This is a genomic window from Pseudomonas sp. FG29, from assembly GCF_057809355.1.
Genome location: NZ_JBMDJU010000002.1, coordinates 403,603 through 419,431, shown reverse-complemented (window position 1 = coordinate 419,431; position 15,829 = coordinate 403,603). Strand labels below are relative to the sequence as shown.

The window sequence follows — 15,829 nt, the reverse complement described above, 5'->3', positions numbered from 1 at the left end:
GGGCGAAAGTTCGACCCCGAACTCCATGTCGCTTGCGTCAAATAACAGTATCTACGGCTCCTTATTGGCTTAGGCGAGCACGGGCGACCCGCGAGCCGTTGGTCTTGCCGAGTACCTCGCAGATGCGCTGGCCGGCAGCGATCAGCTTGTCCATATCCACGCCAGTTTCGATACCCAGGCCTTGCAGCAGGTACAGCACATCCTCGGTGGCGATGTTGCCGGCGGCACCCTTGGCATAGGGGCAGCCGCCTAAACCCGCGACCGAACTGTCGAACACGCTGATGCCTTCGAGCAGGCTGGCGTAGATATTGGGCAGGGCCTGGCCGTAGGTGTCATGGAAATGTCCAGCGAGCTTGTCGCGTGGGATATCGCGGCCAACCACTTCGAGCATCGCGCGCGTCTTGCCGGCGGTACCGGTGCCGATGGTGTCGCCCAGCGACACCTCATAGCAGCCCATGGCATATAGCTCGCGAGCGACACTGGCGACCTGGGCCGGATCGATTTCGCCGTCGTAGGGGCAGCCCAGCACGCAGGAGACGTAGCCGCGCACACGCATCTTCGCGGCCTTGGCCGCCTCCATCAGCGGTACGAAGCGCGCCAGACTCTCGGCAATGGAGCAGTTGATATTCCTCTGCGAGAAGGCCTCGCTGGCGGCGGCGAACACCGCCACTTCCTCGACCTTGGCTTCCAGTGCGGCCTCGAAGCCTTTCAGGTTGGGGGTCAGGGCGGCGTAGGTGACGCCCGGCTTACGCTCGATGCCGGCGAAGACTTCGGCGCTGCCGGCCATCTGCGGCACCCACTTGGGCGACACGAAACTGCCCACTTCCACATAGCTCAGGCCGGCGGCGGTGAGGTCGTCGACCAGACGCACCTTGTCGGCGACGCTGATCGGTTGTTTCTCGTTCTGCAGGCCATCGCGCGGGCCGACCTCGACCAGGCGTACGGATGTGGGCAGGTTCATCGGTTGTCCTCTTATTCATCGTAGGGTGCGCCGTCTGCGGCACGGCGTCGTAGGGCGGGTGCAACCCGCCAACACGATCTGGCGGGTTGCACCCGCCCTACGGTTCTAACTCCACCAGCACCGTGCCTTCGCTGACCATTTCCCCTTCGCGGCAATACAGCGCCTTGACCGTACCTGCCTCGGGCGCGCGGATGCTGTGCTCCATCTTCATCGCCTCCAGCACCACCAGCGCGGTGCCGGCCTCGACCGTCTGACCTGCTTCGACCAGCACACGGACGATGCTGCCGTTCATGGGGGCGCTCAGGCCGCCATGCTCGCCATGGCTGGCTTCTACGGCGGCAATGGGGTCGAAACGGGTAATCGCGTGCAGCTCTCCTTGCCACTGCAGGTAGAGGGTGTCGCCACGGCGAGTGGCGATCAGACGCTGGCGCGTGCCGTCGATCTCTGCCAACAGCGCTTCGCCCTGCAAGCACGCCCGGTTGCTCGCTCGCACCTTGCGGTTCTCGCCCTGGCAGCTCAGGTGCAGGTCGATTTCTGCAGCACCGCCGGAGCGCCAACCACTGCGGGTTGACCAGGGCGAATGCGGGTCGTCGTCGCGCTCTAGCGGCGTCTCGCTCTGTACCCAGGCATCGGCTGCCAGTTGCCAGAAGGCCTGCGGCAACTCGCTTGGTGCGGGCAGCAACTGCTGCTGATGACGCGGGATAAAGCCGGTATCCAGTTCGCAGGCGGCGAATGCCGGGTGGGCGAGGATGCGGCGTAGGAAGGCCAGGTTGGTCTTCACGCCGCCGACCAGGGTGTCGTCGAGCATGGCCAGCAGGCGCAGGCGCGCCTGTTCACGGTCATCGCCCCAGGCGATCAGCTTGCCCAGCATCGGGTCGTAGAAGGGCGATACGCTGTCGCCCTCGGTCACGCCGCTGTCGACACGGCGGCCGTCGCCGCTGGCTGATTCGCGATAGAGGGCCAGCGTACCGGTGGCGGGGAGGAAATCGTGATCCGGGTCTTCGGCGTACAGCCGTACCTCGATGGCGTGTCCGTTGAGCGGAATCTGCTGTTGAGTCAGCGGCAGCGGCTCGCCACGGGCGACGCGAATCTGCCAAGCCACCAGATCGAGCCCGGTGATGGCCTCGGTGACCGGATGCTCGACCTGCAGACGGGTGTTCATCTCCATGAAGAAGAAGTCGCCACGCTCGTCGAGCAGAAACTCCACCGTGCCGGCGCCTACATAGCCGATGGCCTGCGCCGACTTGACCGCTGCTTCACCCATGGCGCGGCGCAGCTCGGGGCTCAGGCCCGGTGCTGGCGCTTCTTCGACCACCTTCTGGTGGCGACGCTGGATCGAGCAGTCGCGCTCGTTGAGATACAGGCAGTTGCCGTGCTGGTCGGCGAATACCTGGATCTCTACGTGGCGTGGCTTGAGCACGTACTTTTCCACCAGCATGCGCGAGTCGCCGAAGGCCGACTGCGCTTCGCGCTGCGCCGATTCCAGCGTCTCGGCGAGCTGCGTTTCCGATTCGGCGACCTTCATGCCCTTGCCACCGCCGCCAGCGGCAGCCTTGAGCAGCACTGGATAGCCGATGCGCGCGGCGGCTTCGCGGAAGGTGTCGAGATCCTGCGCTTCGCCGTGATAGCCGGGCACCAGCGGTACGCCGGCTGCCTCCATCAGCGACTTGGCTGCTGACTTGCTGCCCATGGCCTCGATGGCCGAGGCGGGTGGGCCGAGGAAGATCAATCCGGCCTGCTCGATGGCGCGGGCGAAACCGGCGTTTTCCGAGAGAAAACCGTAGCCGGGGTGAATGGCCTGCGCGCCGCTGGCCTTGGCGGCGGCGATGATCTTGTCGATCAGCAGGTAGCTTTCGCCAGGTTTGGCGCCGCCGAGGTTCACCGCGATGTCGGCTTCGCGCACATGCCGTGCATGGGCATCGATGGCGCTGTGCACGGCGACAGTGCGAATGCCCATGGCCTTGGCCGTGCGCATCACACGGCAGGCGATTTCGCCACGGTTGGCGACCAGCAGGGTGTCGATCATGCGAATGGCTCCTGCCAGGTGGGTTGGCGTTTTTCCAGGAATGCGCGCAGGCCTTCCTGGCCCTCGGCGCTGACGCGCAGACGGGCGATGGCGTTCTCGGTGTAGCGGCGCAGGGCTGGGGTCAGCTCGCCGCTGCCGACTTCGCGCAGCAGATCCTTGCTGGCGCGCATGGCCTGCGGGCTGTTTTGCAACAGGTTGGCCACCCAGGCTTCGACCTGAACGTCCAGCTCATCAGATGGGAAGCATTCGGCGAGCAGGCCCAGCTCGCGGGCGCGCTTGCCGTCGAAACGCTCGGCAGTCAGCGCGTAGCGCTTGGCGGCGCGCTCGCCGATGGCTTGCACGACGAAGGGGCTGATCACCGCTGGCGCCAGGCCGATACGCACCTCGGACAGCGAGAACAGTGCGTCTTCGGCGCCAATGGCCATGTCGCAGCAACTGGCCAGGCCCACCGCGCCACCGAAGGCGGCGCCTTGCACCACGGCCAGTGTGGGGATCTTCAGGCCGTGCAGGTTGTACATCAGCTCGGCCAGTTCGCGGGCGTCATTCAGGTTGGCGTTGTAATCCAGGGTGGCCGCGTGCTGCATCCAGGCCAGGTCGGCGCCGGCGGAGAAGTGCTTGCCACGGCCACGCAGCAGGAGAAAACGCAGGCTCTTGTCTTCACCGACGGCGTCGAGGGCGAGGATCAGCTCGCGGATCATCTCGGCGTTGAAGGCGTTGTTCTTTTCCGGGCGGTTCAGCCACAGAGTGGCGAAGCCGCGCGGGTCTTTCTCAAGCTGTACGGTGGTGAAGTCGGTCATGGTGTCAGGCTCGAAAGGCTGGGTAGGAGCGGCTTGAGCCGCGATCAGCGTGCCAGGATTCGCGGCTGAAGCCGCTCCTACAGGGGATCACATACGGAACACCCCGAAACGGGTCGGCTCGATGGGGGCGTTGAGGCTGGCGGACAGGGCCAGGGCCAGCACCTCGCGGGTCTGCGCCGGGTCGATCACGCCGTCGTCCCACAGCCGGGCGCTGGAGTAGAAGGCGTGTGCCTGTTGCTCGTATTGCTCGACGATGGGTTGCTTCAAGCGCTGTTCGTCCTCGTCGGAGTAGGGCTGACCGGCGCGTTGCGCCTGTTCGCGCTTGACCTGCACCAGTACGCCGGCGGCCTGTTGCGCGCCCATCACGCCGATGCGCGCGTTGGGCCACATCCACAGAAAGCGTGGATCATAGGCTCGACCACACATGCCGTAGTTGCCGGCGCCGAAGCTGCCGCCGATGATTACGGTGAATTTCGGCACCTGGGCACAGGCCACGGCGGTGACCAGCTTGGCGCCGTGCTTGGCGATGCCGGCTTCCTCGTACTTCTTGCCGACCATGAAACCGGTGATGTTCTGCAAAAACAGCAGCGGAATGCCGCGCTGGCAGGTCAGCTCAACGAAGTGCGCACCTTTCTGTGCGGCTTCGGCGAACAGAATGCCGTTGTTCGCCAGGATCGCCACCGGATAGCCGTTGATGCGGGCGAAACCGCAGACCAGGGTGGTGCCGAACAGCGCCTTGAATTCATCCAGTTGCGAGTCGTCGACGATCCGCGCGATCACCTCGCGCACATCGAACGGCTGCTTGGCGTCAGCCGGGATCACCCCGTACAGCTCCTCGGCGGGGTAGCGCGGTGCGATGGGGGCGCGGCTGTCGAGCTGGCCGAGCTTGCGCCAGTTGAGGTTGGCAATGCAGCGCCGAGCCAGGGCCAGGGCATGTTCGTCGTCCTCGGCATAGTGGTCGGCCACGCCGCTGGTCTTGCAGTGCACGTCGGCGCCGCCCAGTTCTTCGGCGGTCACCACTTCGCCGGTGGCGGCCTTCACCAGCGGCGGGCCGGCGAGGAAGATGGTGGCCTGTTCGCGCACCATGATGGTTTCATCGCTCATAGCCGGCACGTAGGCGCCGCCCGCGGTGCAGGAGCCCATCACCACAGCGATCTGCGGAATGCCCAGCGCGCTCATATTGGCCTGGTTGAAGAAGATGCGGCCGAAGTGCTCGCGATCCGGGAAGACCTCGTCCTGGCGCGGCAGGTTGGCGCCACCGGAGTCCACCAGATAGATGCACGGCAGGCGGTTTTCGCGGGCGATGGCCTGGGCGCGCAGGTGCTTCTTCACCGTCAGCGGGTAGTAGCTGCCGCCTTTTACCGTGGCGTCGTTGGCCACGATCATGCACTCGACGCCTTCGACGCGGCCGATACCGGCGATCACTCCGGCTGCCGGTACGTCTTCGCCGTACACCTCATGGGCGGCGAGCTGGCCGATTTCGAGAAAGGGCGAGCCAGCATCGAGCAGGCGGTTGAGGCGCTCACGTGGCAGCAGCTTGCCGCGCGAGGTGTGGCGCTCCTGCGCCTTGGCGCCACCGCCTTCATGGATGCGGGCGAGCAGGGCGCGCAGTTCGTCCACCTGGGCGAGCATGACCGCCTGGTTGGCGGCGAACTCCGGCGAGCGGGTGTTGATCTGGGTGTGCAGGATGGCCATTAGGCGCGCTCCGATTTTGATTTATCTCCCCTCTGCCCGCTTGCGGGAGAGGGGCCGGGGGAGAGGGCGGTGCAGGCGACTCAGAGCCCCTCTCCCTAACCTCTCCCACAAGTGGGAGAGGGGACTGTCCGTGCGTTATTTGGTCTCATTGAACAGCTCGCGGCCGATCAGCATGCGGCGGATTTCGCTGGTGCCGGCGCCGATCTCGTAGAGCTTGGCGTCACGCAGCAGGCGCCCGGCCGGGTATTCATTGGTGTAGCCGTTGCCACCGAGCAACTGGATGGTATCCAGGGCCATCTTGGTGGCCATCTCGGCGGTGTAGAGAATCACCGCGGCCGCGTCCTTGCGTGATTCCTCGCCGCGGTCGCAGGCCTTGGCGACGTTGTACAGGTAGGACTTGGAGGCGTTCATGCCGGCGTACATGTCGGCCAGCTTGCCCTGTACCAGCTGGAATTCGCCGATGGACTGCTTGAACTGCTGGCGCTCGTGCACGTAGGGCAGCACCACGTCCATGCAGGCGCTCATGATCCCGGTGGGGCCGCCGGAGAGCACAGTGCGCTCGTAGTCCAGGCCGCTCATCAGCACGCGCACGCCACCGCCCTCGACGCCTAAGATATTCTCTTCCGGCACTTCGCAGTCTTCGAACAGCAGTTCGCAGGTGTTGGAGCCGCGCATGCCCAGCTTGTCCAGCTTCTGGTGGCGGGAGAAACCCTTGAAGTCGCGCTCGACGATAAAGGCGGTCATGCCGCGCGAGCCGGCGTTGATGTCGGTCTTGGCGTAGATCACGTAGGTGTGGGCGTCCGGGCCGTTGGTGATCCACATCTTGTTGCCGTTGAGCACGTAGCGGTCGCCGCGCTTTTCCGCACGCAGCTTCATCGACACCACGTCGGAGCCAGCGTTGGGCTCGCTCATGGCCAGAGCGCCGATATGCTCGCCGGAACACAGCTTGGGCAAATATTTCTGCTTCTGCGCCTCGCTGCCGTTCTTGTGGATCTGGTTGACGCAGAGGTTGGAGTGCGCACCGTAGGACAGGCCCACCGAGGCCGAGGCGCGGCTGATTTCCTCCATGGCCAGCACATGCGCCAGATAGCCCATGTCGGTGCCGCCGTACTCTTCCTTGACCGTTATGCCGAGCAGGCCCATGTCGCCGAACTTGCGCCACATGTCCATGGGGAACTCGTTGTCGCGGTCGATCTGCGCGGCGCGCGGCGCCAGCTCGTTCTGGGCGAACTGGTGCACCGCGTCGCGCAGCATGTCGAGGGTTTCGCCGAGGCCGAAGTTGAGGGTGGGGTAGCTCATGGGTCACCTGCGATTGTTCTTGTAGTGGGGCGATTAGGCGGTGGTTTCGGCGAGGGCTGCGAGGCAGCGTTCCTCGGCGGTATCCAGTTCCAGTTGCATCTGCTGGATGTCCAGCAACTGTTGTTCAAGTTGCTGGCGGCGTTCGGCGATCTTGGTGAGGAAGGTATTGAGCTGCTTGTGATTGCCGCTGCTGGGGTCGTAGAGATCGATCAGCTCCTTGCATTCGGCCAGGGAGAAGCCGATGCGCTTGCCGCGCAGGATGAGTTTCAGGGTCACCAGATCCTTGGGGTGATAGATGCGTTCCTGGCCGCGTCGCTCGGGGGCGAGCATGCCTTGTTCCTCGTAGAAGCGGATGGCGCGAGGGGTCACGTCCAGTTCACGAGCCAGGTCGGAGATGCTGTAGGTGGTGGGCATGGCGATGTTCTTGTTGTTTACCTTTACGTAAACGTTAAGTTGGCTTTTGCAGGCTGTCAACGTCGCTGCCGCCGGCAGCGAGCAGCTCGGCTGGACAAGCGCTACGGCAAAGCCTCTAGAATGCCGCTCTTGTCGGCAGCCACGAACAAGGGAACTCATGGCAGGCGCGTCCGCTGAAAAAGGCACGATTTCCATACGCCTGGTGCTCGAGGCGCTTTGCGAGCTGCGCCGACAAGGCGTCGACGAGTCGGCATTGCTGGCCGAGGCCGGCATTGACGCCGACCTGCTGAGCCAGCCCGACGCCAGGGTGTCGTCCGAGGCTTATGGTCAGCTCTGGCTGGCCATCGCCCGGCTGATGGACGATGAATTCTTCGGCATGAACCGGCGGCGGATGAAGGTGGGCAGCTTCGCCTATATGGCCCGCGCTGCAGCGAAGGAGCCCACCCTGGGCGCCGCCTTGCAAGGGGCGCTGCGCTTCCTGCACCTGGTCTTCGATGATTTCAGTCCGAGGCTGGAGGTGCGCGATGGCCTGGCCGCCATCGTCATCGACGAGGCGCCAGGGCAGGCCTGCCGCGCCTTCGGCTATTTCACCCTGTGGCTGATCATCCATGGTTTGAGCTGCTGGCTGGCCGGGCGGCGCATCGATGTGCTGGGCATACAGCTACGTTGCCCGCAACCGGATTACATCGAGGACTATCAGGTGATGTTCACCCGCAACCTGCAGTTCGCCCGCGGGCAGAGCCGTCTGTTGTTCAATGCCGACAGCCTGCAGGTGCCGATCCGGCGCAGCCCGCATGAGCTCAAGCGCTTTCTTGCCGGGGCGCCGGGCAATATCCTGGTGCGCTATCGCGACCCGCAAAGCCTGGGCGCACGCGTCAAGGCGCATTTGCGCGGCCTCAGTCCTGCGCAGTGGCCGGATGTGGAAGCGCTGGCCGCGCATTTCCACATCGCGCCCTCGACCCTGCGGCGCAAGCTGTCGCTGCACGGGCAGTCCTACCAGGGGCTCAAGGATCAGGTGCGGCGTGATCTGGCCATTGCCAGCCTGAACAATGACGAGAGCAATTTCACTGACCTGGCTTGCGAGCTGGGCTTTGCCGACAGCAGTGCCTTCTACAAGGCCTTCAAGAAGTGGACAGGCTCGACGCCGGGCCAGTACCGCGCCTTGATCCACGCCGAGCACGCCTGACCGAGGGGATTTGTCATTTCCGCTCAGGCAGGTTGAAACCTTTCGACATTGCCGACGGGTTGGCTCGGGGTAACTATCTGCGCATCCAATAAGAACAATCCGGGAGATCACCCCGATGCGCGATTACTTCACCGCTGCCCGCGAGTTCGATTTCGACGTGGCCGTCGCCAATACCCTGGCCGGCCGTCTCGATGCCCTCAACGCCTGTGTCGAATGCTGCGACCGCCATGTCGGCAATAGCCGTACGGCGCTGATCTGGGAGGGGCGCAATGGCGAGCGTGCCACCTGGACATTCGAGCAATTACAGGCTGCCTCGGCGCGCTTCGCCAACCTGCTGGCCAGCCGGGGCATCGGCGCTGGCGATTGTGTGTCGGGCATCCTGCCGCGTACCCCGGAGCTGCTGATCACCATTCTCGGTACCTGGCGGGCCGGGGCCATTTATCAGCCACTGTTCACTGCCTTCGGCCCCAAGGCCATCGAGCATCGGGTGCACACGGCTGGCTCGAAGCTGGTGGTCACCGACCTGCTCAACCGCGTCAAGCTGGATGAGGTGGAGCAGGCACCGCCGGCGCTGGTGGTGGGTGAAGACTTCTGGGCTGAGCTGGAGCGGCAGTCGGATGGCTTCGAGCCGGTGATGCGCCGGGCCGACGATCCCTTCCTGTTGATGTTCACCTCCGGCACCACCGGGCTGGCCAAGCCGCTGCAAGTACCGCTCAGGGCCATCGTCGCCTTCGTCAGTTACATGCGTGAAGCGGTGGATCTGCGCCCGCAGGATCGCTTCTGGAACCTGGCCGATCCCGGCTGGGCCTATGGGCTGTACTACGCTGTCACCGGCCCGCTGGCGCTGGGGCATGCCACCACCTTTTATGAGGGGGCGTTCAGTGTGGAGAGCACCTGCCGGGTGATCCGTGAATACGGCATCACCAACCTGGCCGGCTCACCCACGGCCTTCCGCCTGCTGCTGGCCGCGCGTGACGAGGTGGAGGCGGCTATCAAGGGGCGTTTGCGCGCGGTGAGCAGTGCCGGCGAGCCGCTGACGCCGGAGGTGATCCGCTGGTTTGCCGAGGGCCTTGGCTGCACCATCCATGACCATTATGGGCAGACCGAGCTGGGCATGGTGCTGTGCAACCACCATGCGCTGCAGCACCCGGTGCGCCTGGGCGCTGCTGGTTTCGCCATGCCTGGTCATCGCGTGGTGGTGCTGGATGAGCAGCAGCGTGAGTTGCCTGCTGGGCAACCCGGCATCCTGGCGTTGGATCGGTCGCGCTCGCCGCTTTTCTGGTTTCCCGGCTATCGCGGCATGGCGACCAAAGCCTTCGTCGGCGACTACTACCTGAGTGGCGATACGGTGGAGCTCAACGAGGACGGCAGCATCAGCTTCGTCGGTCGTGCCGATGACGTGATCACCACCTCCGGCTACCGCGTCGGCCCCTTCGACGTGGAGAGCGCATTGATCGAGCATCCGGCGGTCGTCGAGGCGGCGGTGATTGGCAAGCCCGACCCGGAGCGTACCGAGCGGGTCAAGGCCTTTGTCGTGCTGCACGCCGGCCATGCGGCCGACGATGCTCTGGCCGAGGCGCTGCAGCAGTACGTGCGCAAGCGCCTGTCGGCCCATGCCTATCCGCGCGAGATCGAGTTCGTCAGCGAACTGCCCAAGACCCCGAGCGGCAAGATCCAGCGCTTCCTCCTGCGCAATCAGGAAGTCGCCAAGGCCCAGGCGGCCGCCAGTCACTGATCGAGGAGTTTTCATCATGCACATCGAACACAGCGTATTCCTGATCAGCGGTGGCGCCTCCGGCCTGGGGCTGGCCACGGCCCGTGAACTGGTCGGGCAGGGCGGCCAGGTGGTGCTGCTGGATATCAACGATCAGGCCGGTCAGCAGGCCGTTGCAGAACTGGGCGATGCCGCGCGCTTCGTACGCGCTGATATCACCCGTGAAGAAGACGGCCGGGTAGCCGTGGCGCAGGTGTTGGAGGCATTCGGCGCCCTGCATGGGTTGGTCAATTGCGCCGGGATCGCGCCGGCCGAGAAGGTGCTGGGGCGCAACGGCGCTCATGGCCTGGATAGCTTCCGGCGTACGGTCGAAGTCAACCTGATCGGCAGCTTCAACCTGCTGCGTCTGGCCGCCGAGGCCATGGCACAGAACACGCCGAACGCTGGCGGTGAGCGCGGGGTCATTATCAATACCGCCTCGGTAGCAGCGTTCGACGGACAGATGGGCCAGGCCGCCTATGCCGCGTCCAAGGGCGGAGTGGCGGCACTGACGCTGCCGGCGGCGCGTGATCTGGCACGTTCCGGTATCCGCGTGATGTGCGTTGCCCCCGGCGTGTTCGAGACGCCGATGATGGCCGGCATGCCGCAGGAAGTGCGTGATTCTCTCGCGGCTAACGTGCCGTTCCCGCCGCGCCTGGGGCGACCCGACGAATACGCCGCGCTGGTGCGGCATATCGTCGAGAACGCGATGCTCAACGGCGAGGTGATCCGCCTCGATGGCGCGCTGCGTATGGCGGCGAAGTAACGGTAGCCCGGATGTAATTCGGGAAGCACTCATACAGATTTCCCGGATTGCATCCGGGCTACGAAATTGAAGGTGAAACACATGAATCAACAACTCGATCCCGTCGTCATCGTCAGTGCCGCGCGCACGCCCATGGGCGGTTTTCTCGGTGATCTGGCCGGCCTTACGGCGGCTGAGCTGGGCGCCGCAGCGATTCGCGCGACTCTGGAGCGTGCCGGCCTTGCTGCCGAGGCGGTGGATACCGTGCTGATGGGCTGCGTGCTGCAGGCCGGCCAGGGCCAGGCGCCGGCGCGTCAGGCTGCTTTGGGGGCAGGCCTGAGCCAGGCGGTGCAGTGCACCACGCTGAACAAGATGTGCGGCTCGGGCATGCAGGCGCTGATGCTCGGTCATGACCAGTTGCTCGCCGGCAGTGCCGATGTGTTGGTGGCCGGTGGTATGGAGAGCATGTCCAACGCGCCGTATCTGCTGGCCCGTGCCCGCAGCGGCTATCGCATGGGCCATGGCCAGGTGCTCGATCACATGTTCCTCGACGGCCTGGAGGACGCCTACGAGCGTGGCCGGCTGATGGGCACATTCGCCGAGGACTGCGCGCAGCAGTATCGCTTCAGCCGCGAGGAGCAGGATGCCTACGCCTTGGAGTCGCTGCGTCGTGCTCAGCAGGCGATTGCGGATGGCAGCTTCGCCAGCGAGATCGTCGCCGTGGAAGCACCGCAGGGGCGTGATCGGCGCCTGGTGGATAACGACGAGCAGCCGCCCAAGGCCCGTCCGGACAAGATTCCAGGCCTGAAGCCGGCGTTCCGCGAGGGCGGTACGGTGACGGCGGCCAATGCCAGCTCCATTTCCGATGGAGCCGCAGCGCTGCTGTTGATGCGTCTGTCTCAGGCTCAGCAACGCGGCCTTGCGCCGCTGGCACGCATCGTCGGCCATGCCGGCCACGCGCATGCGCCCAATCTGTTCACCACCGCGCCGGTGGCAGCGATCCAGCGCTTGCTGGCGCGTACCGAGTGGGCCCTGGAAGCGGTCGATCTGTTCGAGATCAACGAGGCGTTCGCCGTGGTGCCGATGGTGGCCATGCGTGAATTGGGCATCGCTCACGACAAGCTCAATGTGCATGGCGGTGCCTGTGCCCTGGGGCATCCCATCGGCGCGTCCGGTGCGCGCATTCTGGTGACCCTGCTGGCGGCGCTGAAACAGCGTGGGCTCAAGCGTGGGGTTGCTTCCGTGTGCATCGGCGGCGGTGAGGCTACTGCCGTGGCCATCGAGTTGTACTGACTATCTACGTACCTGACCTGTGGGAGGGGCTTGAGCCGCGACTGTCGCCGCTGAAGCGCCTCCCACGGATTGATCGAACCGCATCACCGGAGCCAGCCATGCTGCCCACTGAAGAAGAAATCCTTATCCGCGACATGGCTCGCCAGTTCGCTCAGGAACGGCTGAAACCGTTCGCCGCCGACTGGGATCGCGAACATCGTTTCCCGGCCGAGGCCATCGCCGAGATGGGCTCGCTTGGTTTTATGGGCATGCTGGTGCCGCAGCAATGGGGCGGCGCCGAGACCAGTAACCTGGCCTATGCCATGGCACTTGAGGAGATCGCCGCGGGCGATGGCGCCTGTTCCACCATCATGAGCGTGCACAACTCGGTGGGCTGCATGCCGATTCTGAAGTACGGCAGCGAGGCGCAGAAACAGCGCTTTCTCCGCCCGCTGGCCGAGGGCAGCATGCTGGGTGCCTTCGCCCTGACCGAGCCGCAGGCCGGCTCCGATGCCAGCGACCTGCGCACTCGTGCGCGGCGTGATGGCGATCACTATGTGCTCGATGGCGCCAAGCAGTTCATCACGTCCGGCAACCATGCCGGCATGGTCATCGTCTTTGCCGTCACCGACCCGCAGGCAGGCAAGAAGGGCATCAGTGCCTTTATCGTGCCGACCGATACGCCGGGTTTCTCAGTGGTACGGGTGGAGGACAAGCTGGGCCAGCATGCCTCCGACACCTGCCAGATCCAGCTCGACGGCGTGCGTATCCCGGCCGATCTGCGCCTGGGTGAGGAGGGCGAGGGCTATCGTATCGCCCTGGCCAACCTCGAAGGCGGGCGCATCGGCATCGCCGCACAAGCGGTGGGCATGGCCCGCGCCGCGTTCGAGGCGGCGCGTGATTACGCCCATGAGCGGGTGACCTTCGGCAAACCGATCATCGAGCACCAGGCAGTAGCCTTTCGCCTGGCCGATATGGCCACACAGATTGCCGTGGCGCGGCAGATGGTGCATCACGCCGCCAACCTGCGCGAAGCGGGTCAGCCCTGTTTGACCGAAGCGTCGATGGCCAAGCTGTTCGCCTCGGAGATGGCCGAGCGGGTGTGCTCGGCAGCGATCCAGACCCTCGGTGGTTACGGCTACCTCAAGGACTTCCCGGTCGAGCGCATCTACCGTGACGTGCGTGTGTGCCAGATCTACGAAGGCACCAGCGATGTGCAGCGGATGGTGATTGCGCGGAGCTTGTGATGGGGCGCGTGGGAGGTGCCCAAGGCGAGGCAAAAGCTCGCCGCTGAAGCTCCTACAACAGCGTGTCCCTTAATCAAACTGGTACTGCACGCCTGCGCCGACGTACCAGGCGCGTTCCGGGCCAGGTTCGTAATAGCGGCCGTTGCCATCGCCCACGATCACCGAGCCGATGTATTCACGATCCAGCAGGTTGTCGATACGCAGCACCTGATTGAAGGTCAGTGCGCCGGCCTTCTGCTCGAAGCGTGCCTGCCAGTTGAACAGGGCGTAGCTGGGCGCCGCCTTGGCGGTGTTGCTGTCCTCGACGTAGAGCTGGCTGCGGTACAGGCCTTCGATGGTGGTGCTGAACCAGCCCAGCGGTTGCCAGGCCAGTTCGCCATACAGTGTGCGCGCTGGAATGCCCGGCAGCTTGTTGCCCGATTCGATCAGGCGGCCGTTGCTGGTGAAGTCCTTGCTGTAGGTGGCCTCGATCTGCGTATAGGCGAGGCTGGCGCGCAGGGTTTCGCTCAGGTGGCTTTCCAACGCCAGCTCGACGCCGCGACGGCGCGTTTGTGCAGCGTTCTGGAAGCGTGAACGGCCGCCGCTGGCGGATTCGACCACCAGCTCGTCTTCGGTATCGATCTGGAACAGCGCCAATTGCAGGCGGGTCGCCTCGGCCAGGCGCGCCTTGAGGCCCACTTCAATCTGTTCGCTGCTGGCCGGTTTCAGGTCGAAGCCGAAGCTGTTGTCGGGGCCGGAGTAGGACAGCTCGTTGAGCGTCGGCGTCTCCACGCCCTTGCCCCAGCTGGCGTAGAGGTTGAGATCGGGCAGCAGGGCGTAACTGGCGCCCAGGGTCGGCGTCAGTTCGCGGTAGGTGACCGAGCCGCTGTCGTCGCCATTGCTCAGAAAACGGTCGTCCACCTCGAACGCCACCTGGCTGTGGCGCAGGCCGGCCTGAAGATCGAGCTTGCCCAATTGCCAGGCGGCCTGGACGTAGGGTGACAGACTGGTGACCTCGTTGCGTTCGTCACGGCGCAGGTTGCCTTTCACGCCGAGCGTGGTGCCGACGAAGTTTTCGAAGCCCTGCCGATCGTCACGTGAATAGTCGTAATCCAGCCCTGTCGTAACCGTCAGCAGGCTACTGCCCAGGTCGAAGGATTGAATCCAGCGGTTGCCGATGCCGTGGAAGCGGCGCTCGAAATCGATCACGCCGCCTGATTGCGAAGCCGGATTCTGCACGACCACGGGGATCGACTGGTACTGAATCACCCGTCGCGTGCCGCTGTAGAGCGTGCTTTGCCAGGTGCCGGCGGCGAAGCTGCGTTCGTAGTTGAGTGCTAACTGGCGATGATCGATGGTCTTGCGCGTATCGAACTGCAAGGCGCTGGGCGCCGCCGCGCGGCGGTCGCTCTGCACCTGAGCCCAGGTCAGGCCTTGCGGATCCTGGGTGTCATTCTGATCCAGCTCGCTGACGCTCAGGCTCAGCTTGCTGACATCGTCCGGGTACAGCGTCAACTTGGCGAAGGTCTTGTCGAGAATGGCGCCGCTGTGGTCGCGGTAGCCGTCGGTCTCGAAGTGCGAGCGGTTGATGATGAAGCCGGCCTTGTCGTTGCCGCCCTCGGCCGCGATGCGGGTACGGCTGGTGCCGTAGGCGGCCTGTGAGCTGTCGACCGATACCTTGGGCGCGCCTTCGCCATCACGCGAGAACAGCTGGATCACTCCGCCGGAATTGCTGCCGTAAACGCTGGCGAACGGCCCGCGCAGCACCTCGATGCGCTCCAGGGTGTCGATGTCGAAGGTCGCTGCCTGGCCCTGGCCGTCAGGGTTGGACAGCGGCACGCCATCGGCTAGCAACTTGATGCCGCGAATGCCGAAGGCCGAACGGGCACCGAAACCGCGTGAGGAGATCTGCAGGTCTTGCGCGTAGTTCTGACGGTTCTGCACCACCAGCCCGGGCACGCTGCCGAGCGCCTCGGACAGGTTGACACCGGGCTTGCCCAGTGTGGCCTGTTCGGCATCGATACGGTTGACGGAAAAGGGCAGTTGCCAGCCGGTGGCTTCGTATCGGCTGCCGGTGATCACCAGTTCGTCGATCTGATAAGGCGTCTGTTCGGCTAGTGTCAGGCCCGGCAGCAGGGCGATGTAGGTCAGCTTGAAACGCATGGCACCAATCCTTTTCAGCTTCTTCTTGTTGGTTGCGGCCGCAAGAATGGCCGCTTGCTGGCGCGCGAATACTCGCCAGACTCACTCATATCCATAGGTCGTGCCAGGTTTGCTTGAAACTTGCGGGGCAATAAGCACAGTGCCGAAAGTTGTGCAGTAAATATTGCCAGACGGCCATGCTTATAAGGTTTCCTGCGTCTTGTACTTTGGTGCCGGTTTTTGGGGCGCCGGCCTTTGCCTGTGCCCTTCTGAAGGTTTCGAGCCCTCTGTCTTGAGGCTCGCAGGTTAGCAG

The 15,829-nt window shown here is 64.6% G+C and carries 12 protein-coding genes; 5 read left to right on the top strand and 7 right to left on the bottom strand.

Going from position 1 to position 15,829, the window contains the following annotated elements:
- Window positions 1-61: 61 nt before the first annotated feature.
- The 6 genes from ACODS1_RS05255 to ACODS1_RS05230 form a co-directional block, all read right to left on the bottom strand.
- On the bottom strand, window positions 62-961 hold the full coding sequence (locus tag ACODS1_RS05255) for a hydroxymethylglutaryl-CoA lyase (protein WP_489084800.1): 900 nt from the start codon (window positions 959-961) through the stop codon (window positions 62-64).
- Window positions 962-1,058: 97 nt separating this feature from the next.
- The gene (locus ACODS1_RS05250) at window positions 1,059-2,987 is read right to left on the bottom strand and encodes an acetyl/propionyl/methylcrotonyl-CoA carboxylase subunit alpha (RefSeq protein ID WP_489084799.1); all 1,929 of its coding nucleotides are present in this window, start codon (window positions 2,985-2,987) and stop codon (window positions 1,059-1,061) included.
- Window positions 2,984-3,784: a gamma-carboxygeranoyl-CoA hydratase gene (locus ACODS1_RS05245; RefSeq protein ID WP_489084798.1), complete on the bottom strand. Its 801-nt coding sequence runs from the start codon at window positions 3,782-3,784 to the stop codon at window positions 2,984-2,986. Before ACODS1_RS05245 ends, ACODS1_RS05250 begins: the two co-directional genes overlap by 4 nt.
- 87 nt (window positions 3,785-3,871) lie before the next feature.
- The gene (locus ACODS1_RS05240; protein WP_489084797.1) at window positions 3,872-5,479 is read right to left on the bottom strand and encodes a carboxyl transferase domain-containing protein; all 1,608 of its coding nucleotides are present in this window, start codon (window positions 5,477-5,479) and stop codon (window positions 3,872-3,874) included.
- Window positions 5,480-5,614: 135 nt separating this feature from the next.
- Complete coding sequence (locus tag ACODS1_RS05235; RefSeq protein ID WP_489084796.1) at window positions 5,615-6,778, bottom strand: isovaleryl-CoA dehydrogenase; 1,164 nt, start codon at window positions 6,776-6,778, stop codon at window positions 5,615-5,617.
- A 33-nt stretch (window positions 6,779-6,811) separates the two neighbouring features.
- A complete protein-coding gene (locus ACODS1_RS05230) occupies window positions 6,812-7,192 on the bottom strand; it encodes a MerR family transcriptional regulator (RefSeq protein ID WP_489084795.1) in 381 nt (126 codons plus the stop codon).
- A gap of 157 nt (window positions 7,193-7,349) precedes the next feature.
- On the opposite strand from ACODS1_RS05230, the gene ACODS1_RS05225 reads away from it, so the two are divergent.
- From ACODS1_RS05225 to ACODS1_RS05205, 5 genes are all read left to right on the top strand, one after another.
- Window positions 7,350-8,378 carry an AraC family transcriptional regulator gene (locus ACODS1_RS05225; RefSeq protein ID WP_489084794.1) on the top strand — a complete coding sequence of 343 codons (1,029 nt, stop codon included), beginning with the start codon at window positions 7,350-7,352 and terminating at the stop codon, window positions 8,376-8,378.
- Between the two features lie 115 nt (window positions 8,379-8,493).
- On the top strand, window positions 8,494-10,113 hold the full coding sequence (locus ACODS1_RS05220; RefSeq protein WP_489084793.1) for an acyl-CoA synthetase: 1,620 nt from the start codon (window positions 8,494-8,496) through the stop codon (window positions 10,111-10,113).
- Between the two features lie 16 nt (window positions 10,114-10,129).
- Window positions 10,130-10,897, top strand: coding sequence for a 3-hydroxyacyl-CoA dehydrogenase (locus ACODS1_RS05215; protein WP_489084792.1), 768 nt, complete (start codon window positions 10,130-10,132; stop codon window positions 10,895-10,897).
- 81 nt (window positions 10,898-10,978) lie between these two features.
- Entirely contained in the window at window positions 10,979-12,169 is a 1,191-nt protein-coding gene (locus ACODS1_RS05210; protein ID WP_489084791.1) for an acetyl-CoA C-acyltransferase, read from the top strand.
- Window positions 12,170-12,267: 98 nt separating this feature from the next.
- On the top strand, window positions 12,268-13,395 hold the full coding sequence (locus ACODS1_RS05205) for an acyl-CoA dehydrogenase family protein (RefSeq protein ID WP_489084790.1): 1,128 nt from the start codon (window positions 12,268-12,270) through the stop codon (window positions 13,393-13,395).
- 69 nt (window positions 13,396-13,464) lie between these two features.
- Here the strand turns inward: ACODS1_RS05205 and ACODS1_RS05200 are convergent, their stop codons facing one another.
- The gene (locus ACODS1_RS05200; protein ID WP_489084789.1) at window positions 13,465-15,537 is read right to left on the bottom strand and encodes a TonB-dependent receptor family protein; all 2,073 of its coding nucleotides are present in this window, start codon (window positions 15,535-15,537) and stop codon (window positions 13,465-13,467) included.
- Window positions 15,538-15,829 lie beyond the last annotated feature (292 nt).

Excerpts from the sequence above, each read along its gene's own strand:
- ACODS1_RS05255 (WP_489084800.1), bottom strand. The coding sequence starts at position 961 with ATGAACCTGCCCACATCCGTACGCCTGGTCGAGGTCGGCCCGCGCGAT.
- ACODS1_RS05250 (WP_489084799.1), bottom strand. The coding sequence starts at position 2,987 with ATGATCGACACCCTGCTGGTCGCCAACCGTGGCGAAATCGCCTGCCGT.
- ACODS1_RS05245 (WP_489084798.1), bottom strand. The coding sequence starts at position 3,784 with ATGACCGACTTCACCACCGTACAGCTTGAGAAAGACCCGCGCGGCTTC.
- ACODS1_RS05240 (WP_489084797.1), bottom strand. The coding sequence starts at position 5,479 with ATGGCCATCCTGCACACCCAGATCAACACCCGCTCGCCGGAGTTCGCC.
- ACODS1_RS05235 (WP_489084796.1), bottom strand. The coding sequence starts at position 6,778 with ATGAGCTACCCCACCCTCAACTTCGGCCTCGGCGAAACCCTCGACATG.
- ACODS1_RS05230 (WP_489084795.1), bottom strand. The coding sequence starts at position 7,192 with ATGCCCACCACCTACAGCATCTCCGACCTGGCTCGTGAACTGGACGTG.
- ACODS1_RS05225 (WP_489084794.1), top strand. The coding sequence starts at position 7,350 with ATGGCAGGCGCGTCCGCTGAAAAAGGCACGATTTCCATACGCCTGGTG.
- ACODS1_RS05220 (WP_489084793.1), top strand. The coding sequence starts at position 8,494 with ATGCGCGATTACTTCACCGCTGCCCGCGAGTTCGATTTCGACGTGGCC.
- ACODS1_RS05215 (WP_489084792.1), top strand. The coding sequence starts at position 10,130 with ATGCACATCGAACACAGCGTATTCCTGATCAGCGGTGGCGCCTCCGGC.
- ACODS1_RS05210 (WP_489084791.1), top strand. The coding sequence starts at position 10,979 with ATGAATCAACAACTCGATCCCGTCGTCATCGTCAGTGCCGCGCGCACG.
- ACODS1_RS05205 (WP_489084790.1), top strand. The coding sequence starts at position 12,268 with ATGCTGCCCACTGAAGAAGAAATCCTTATCCGCGACATGGCTCGCCAG.
- ACODS1_RS05200 (WP_489084789.1), bottom strand. The coding sequence starts at position 15,537 with ATGCGTTTCAAGCTGACCTACATCGCCCTGCTGCCGGGCCTGACACTA.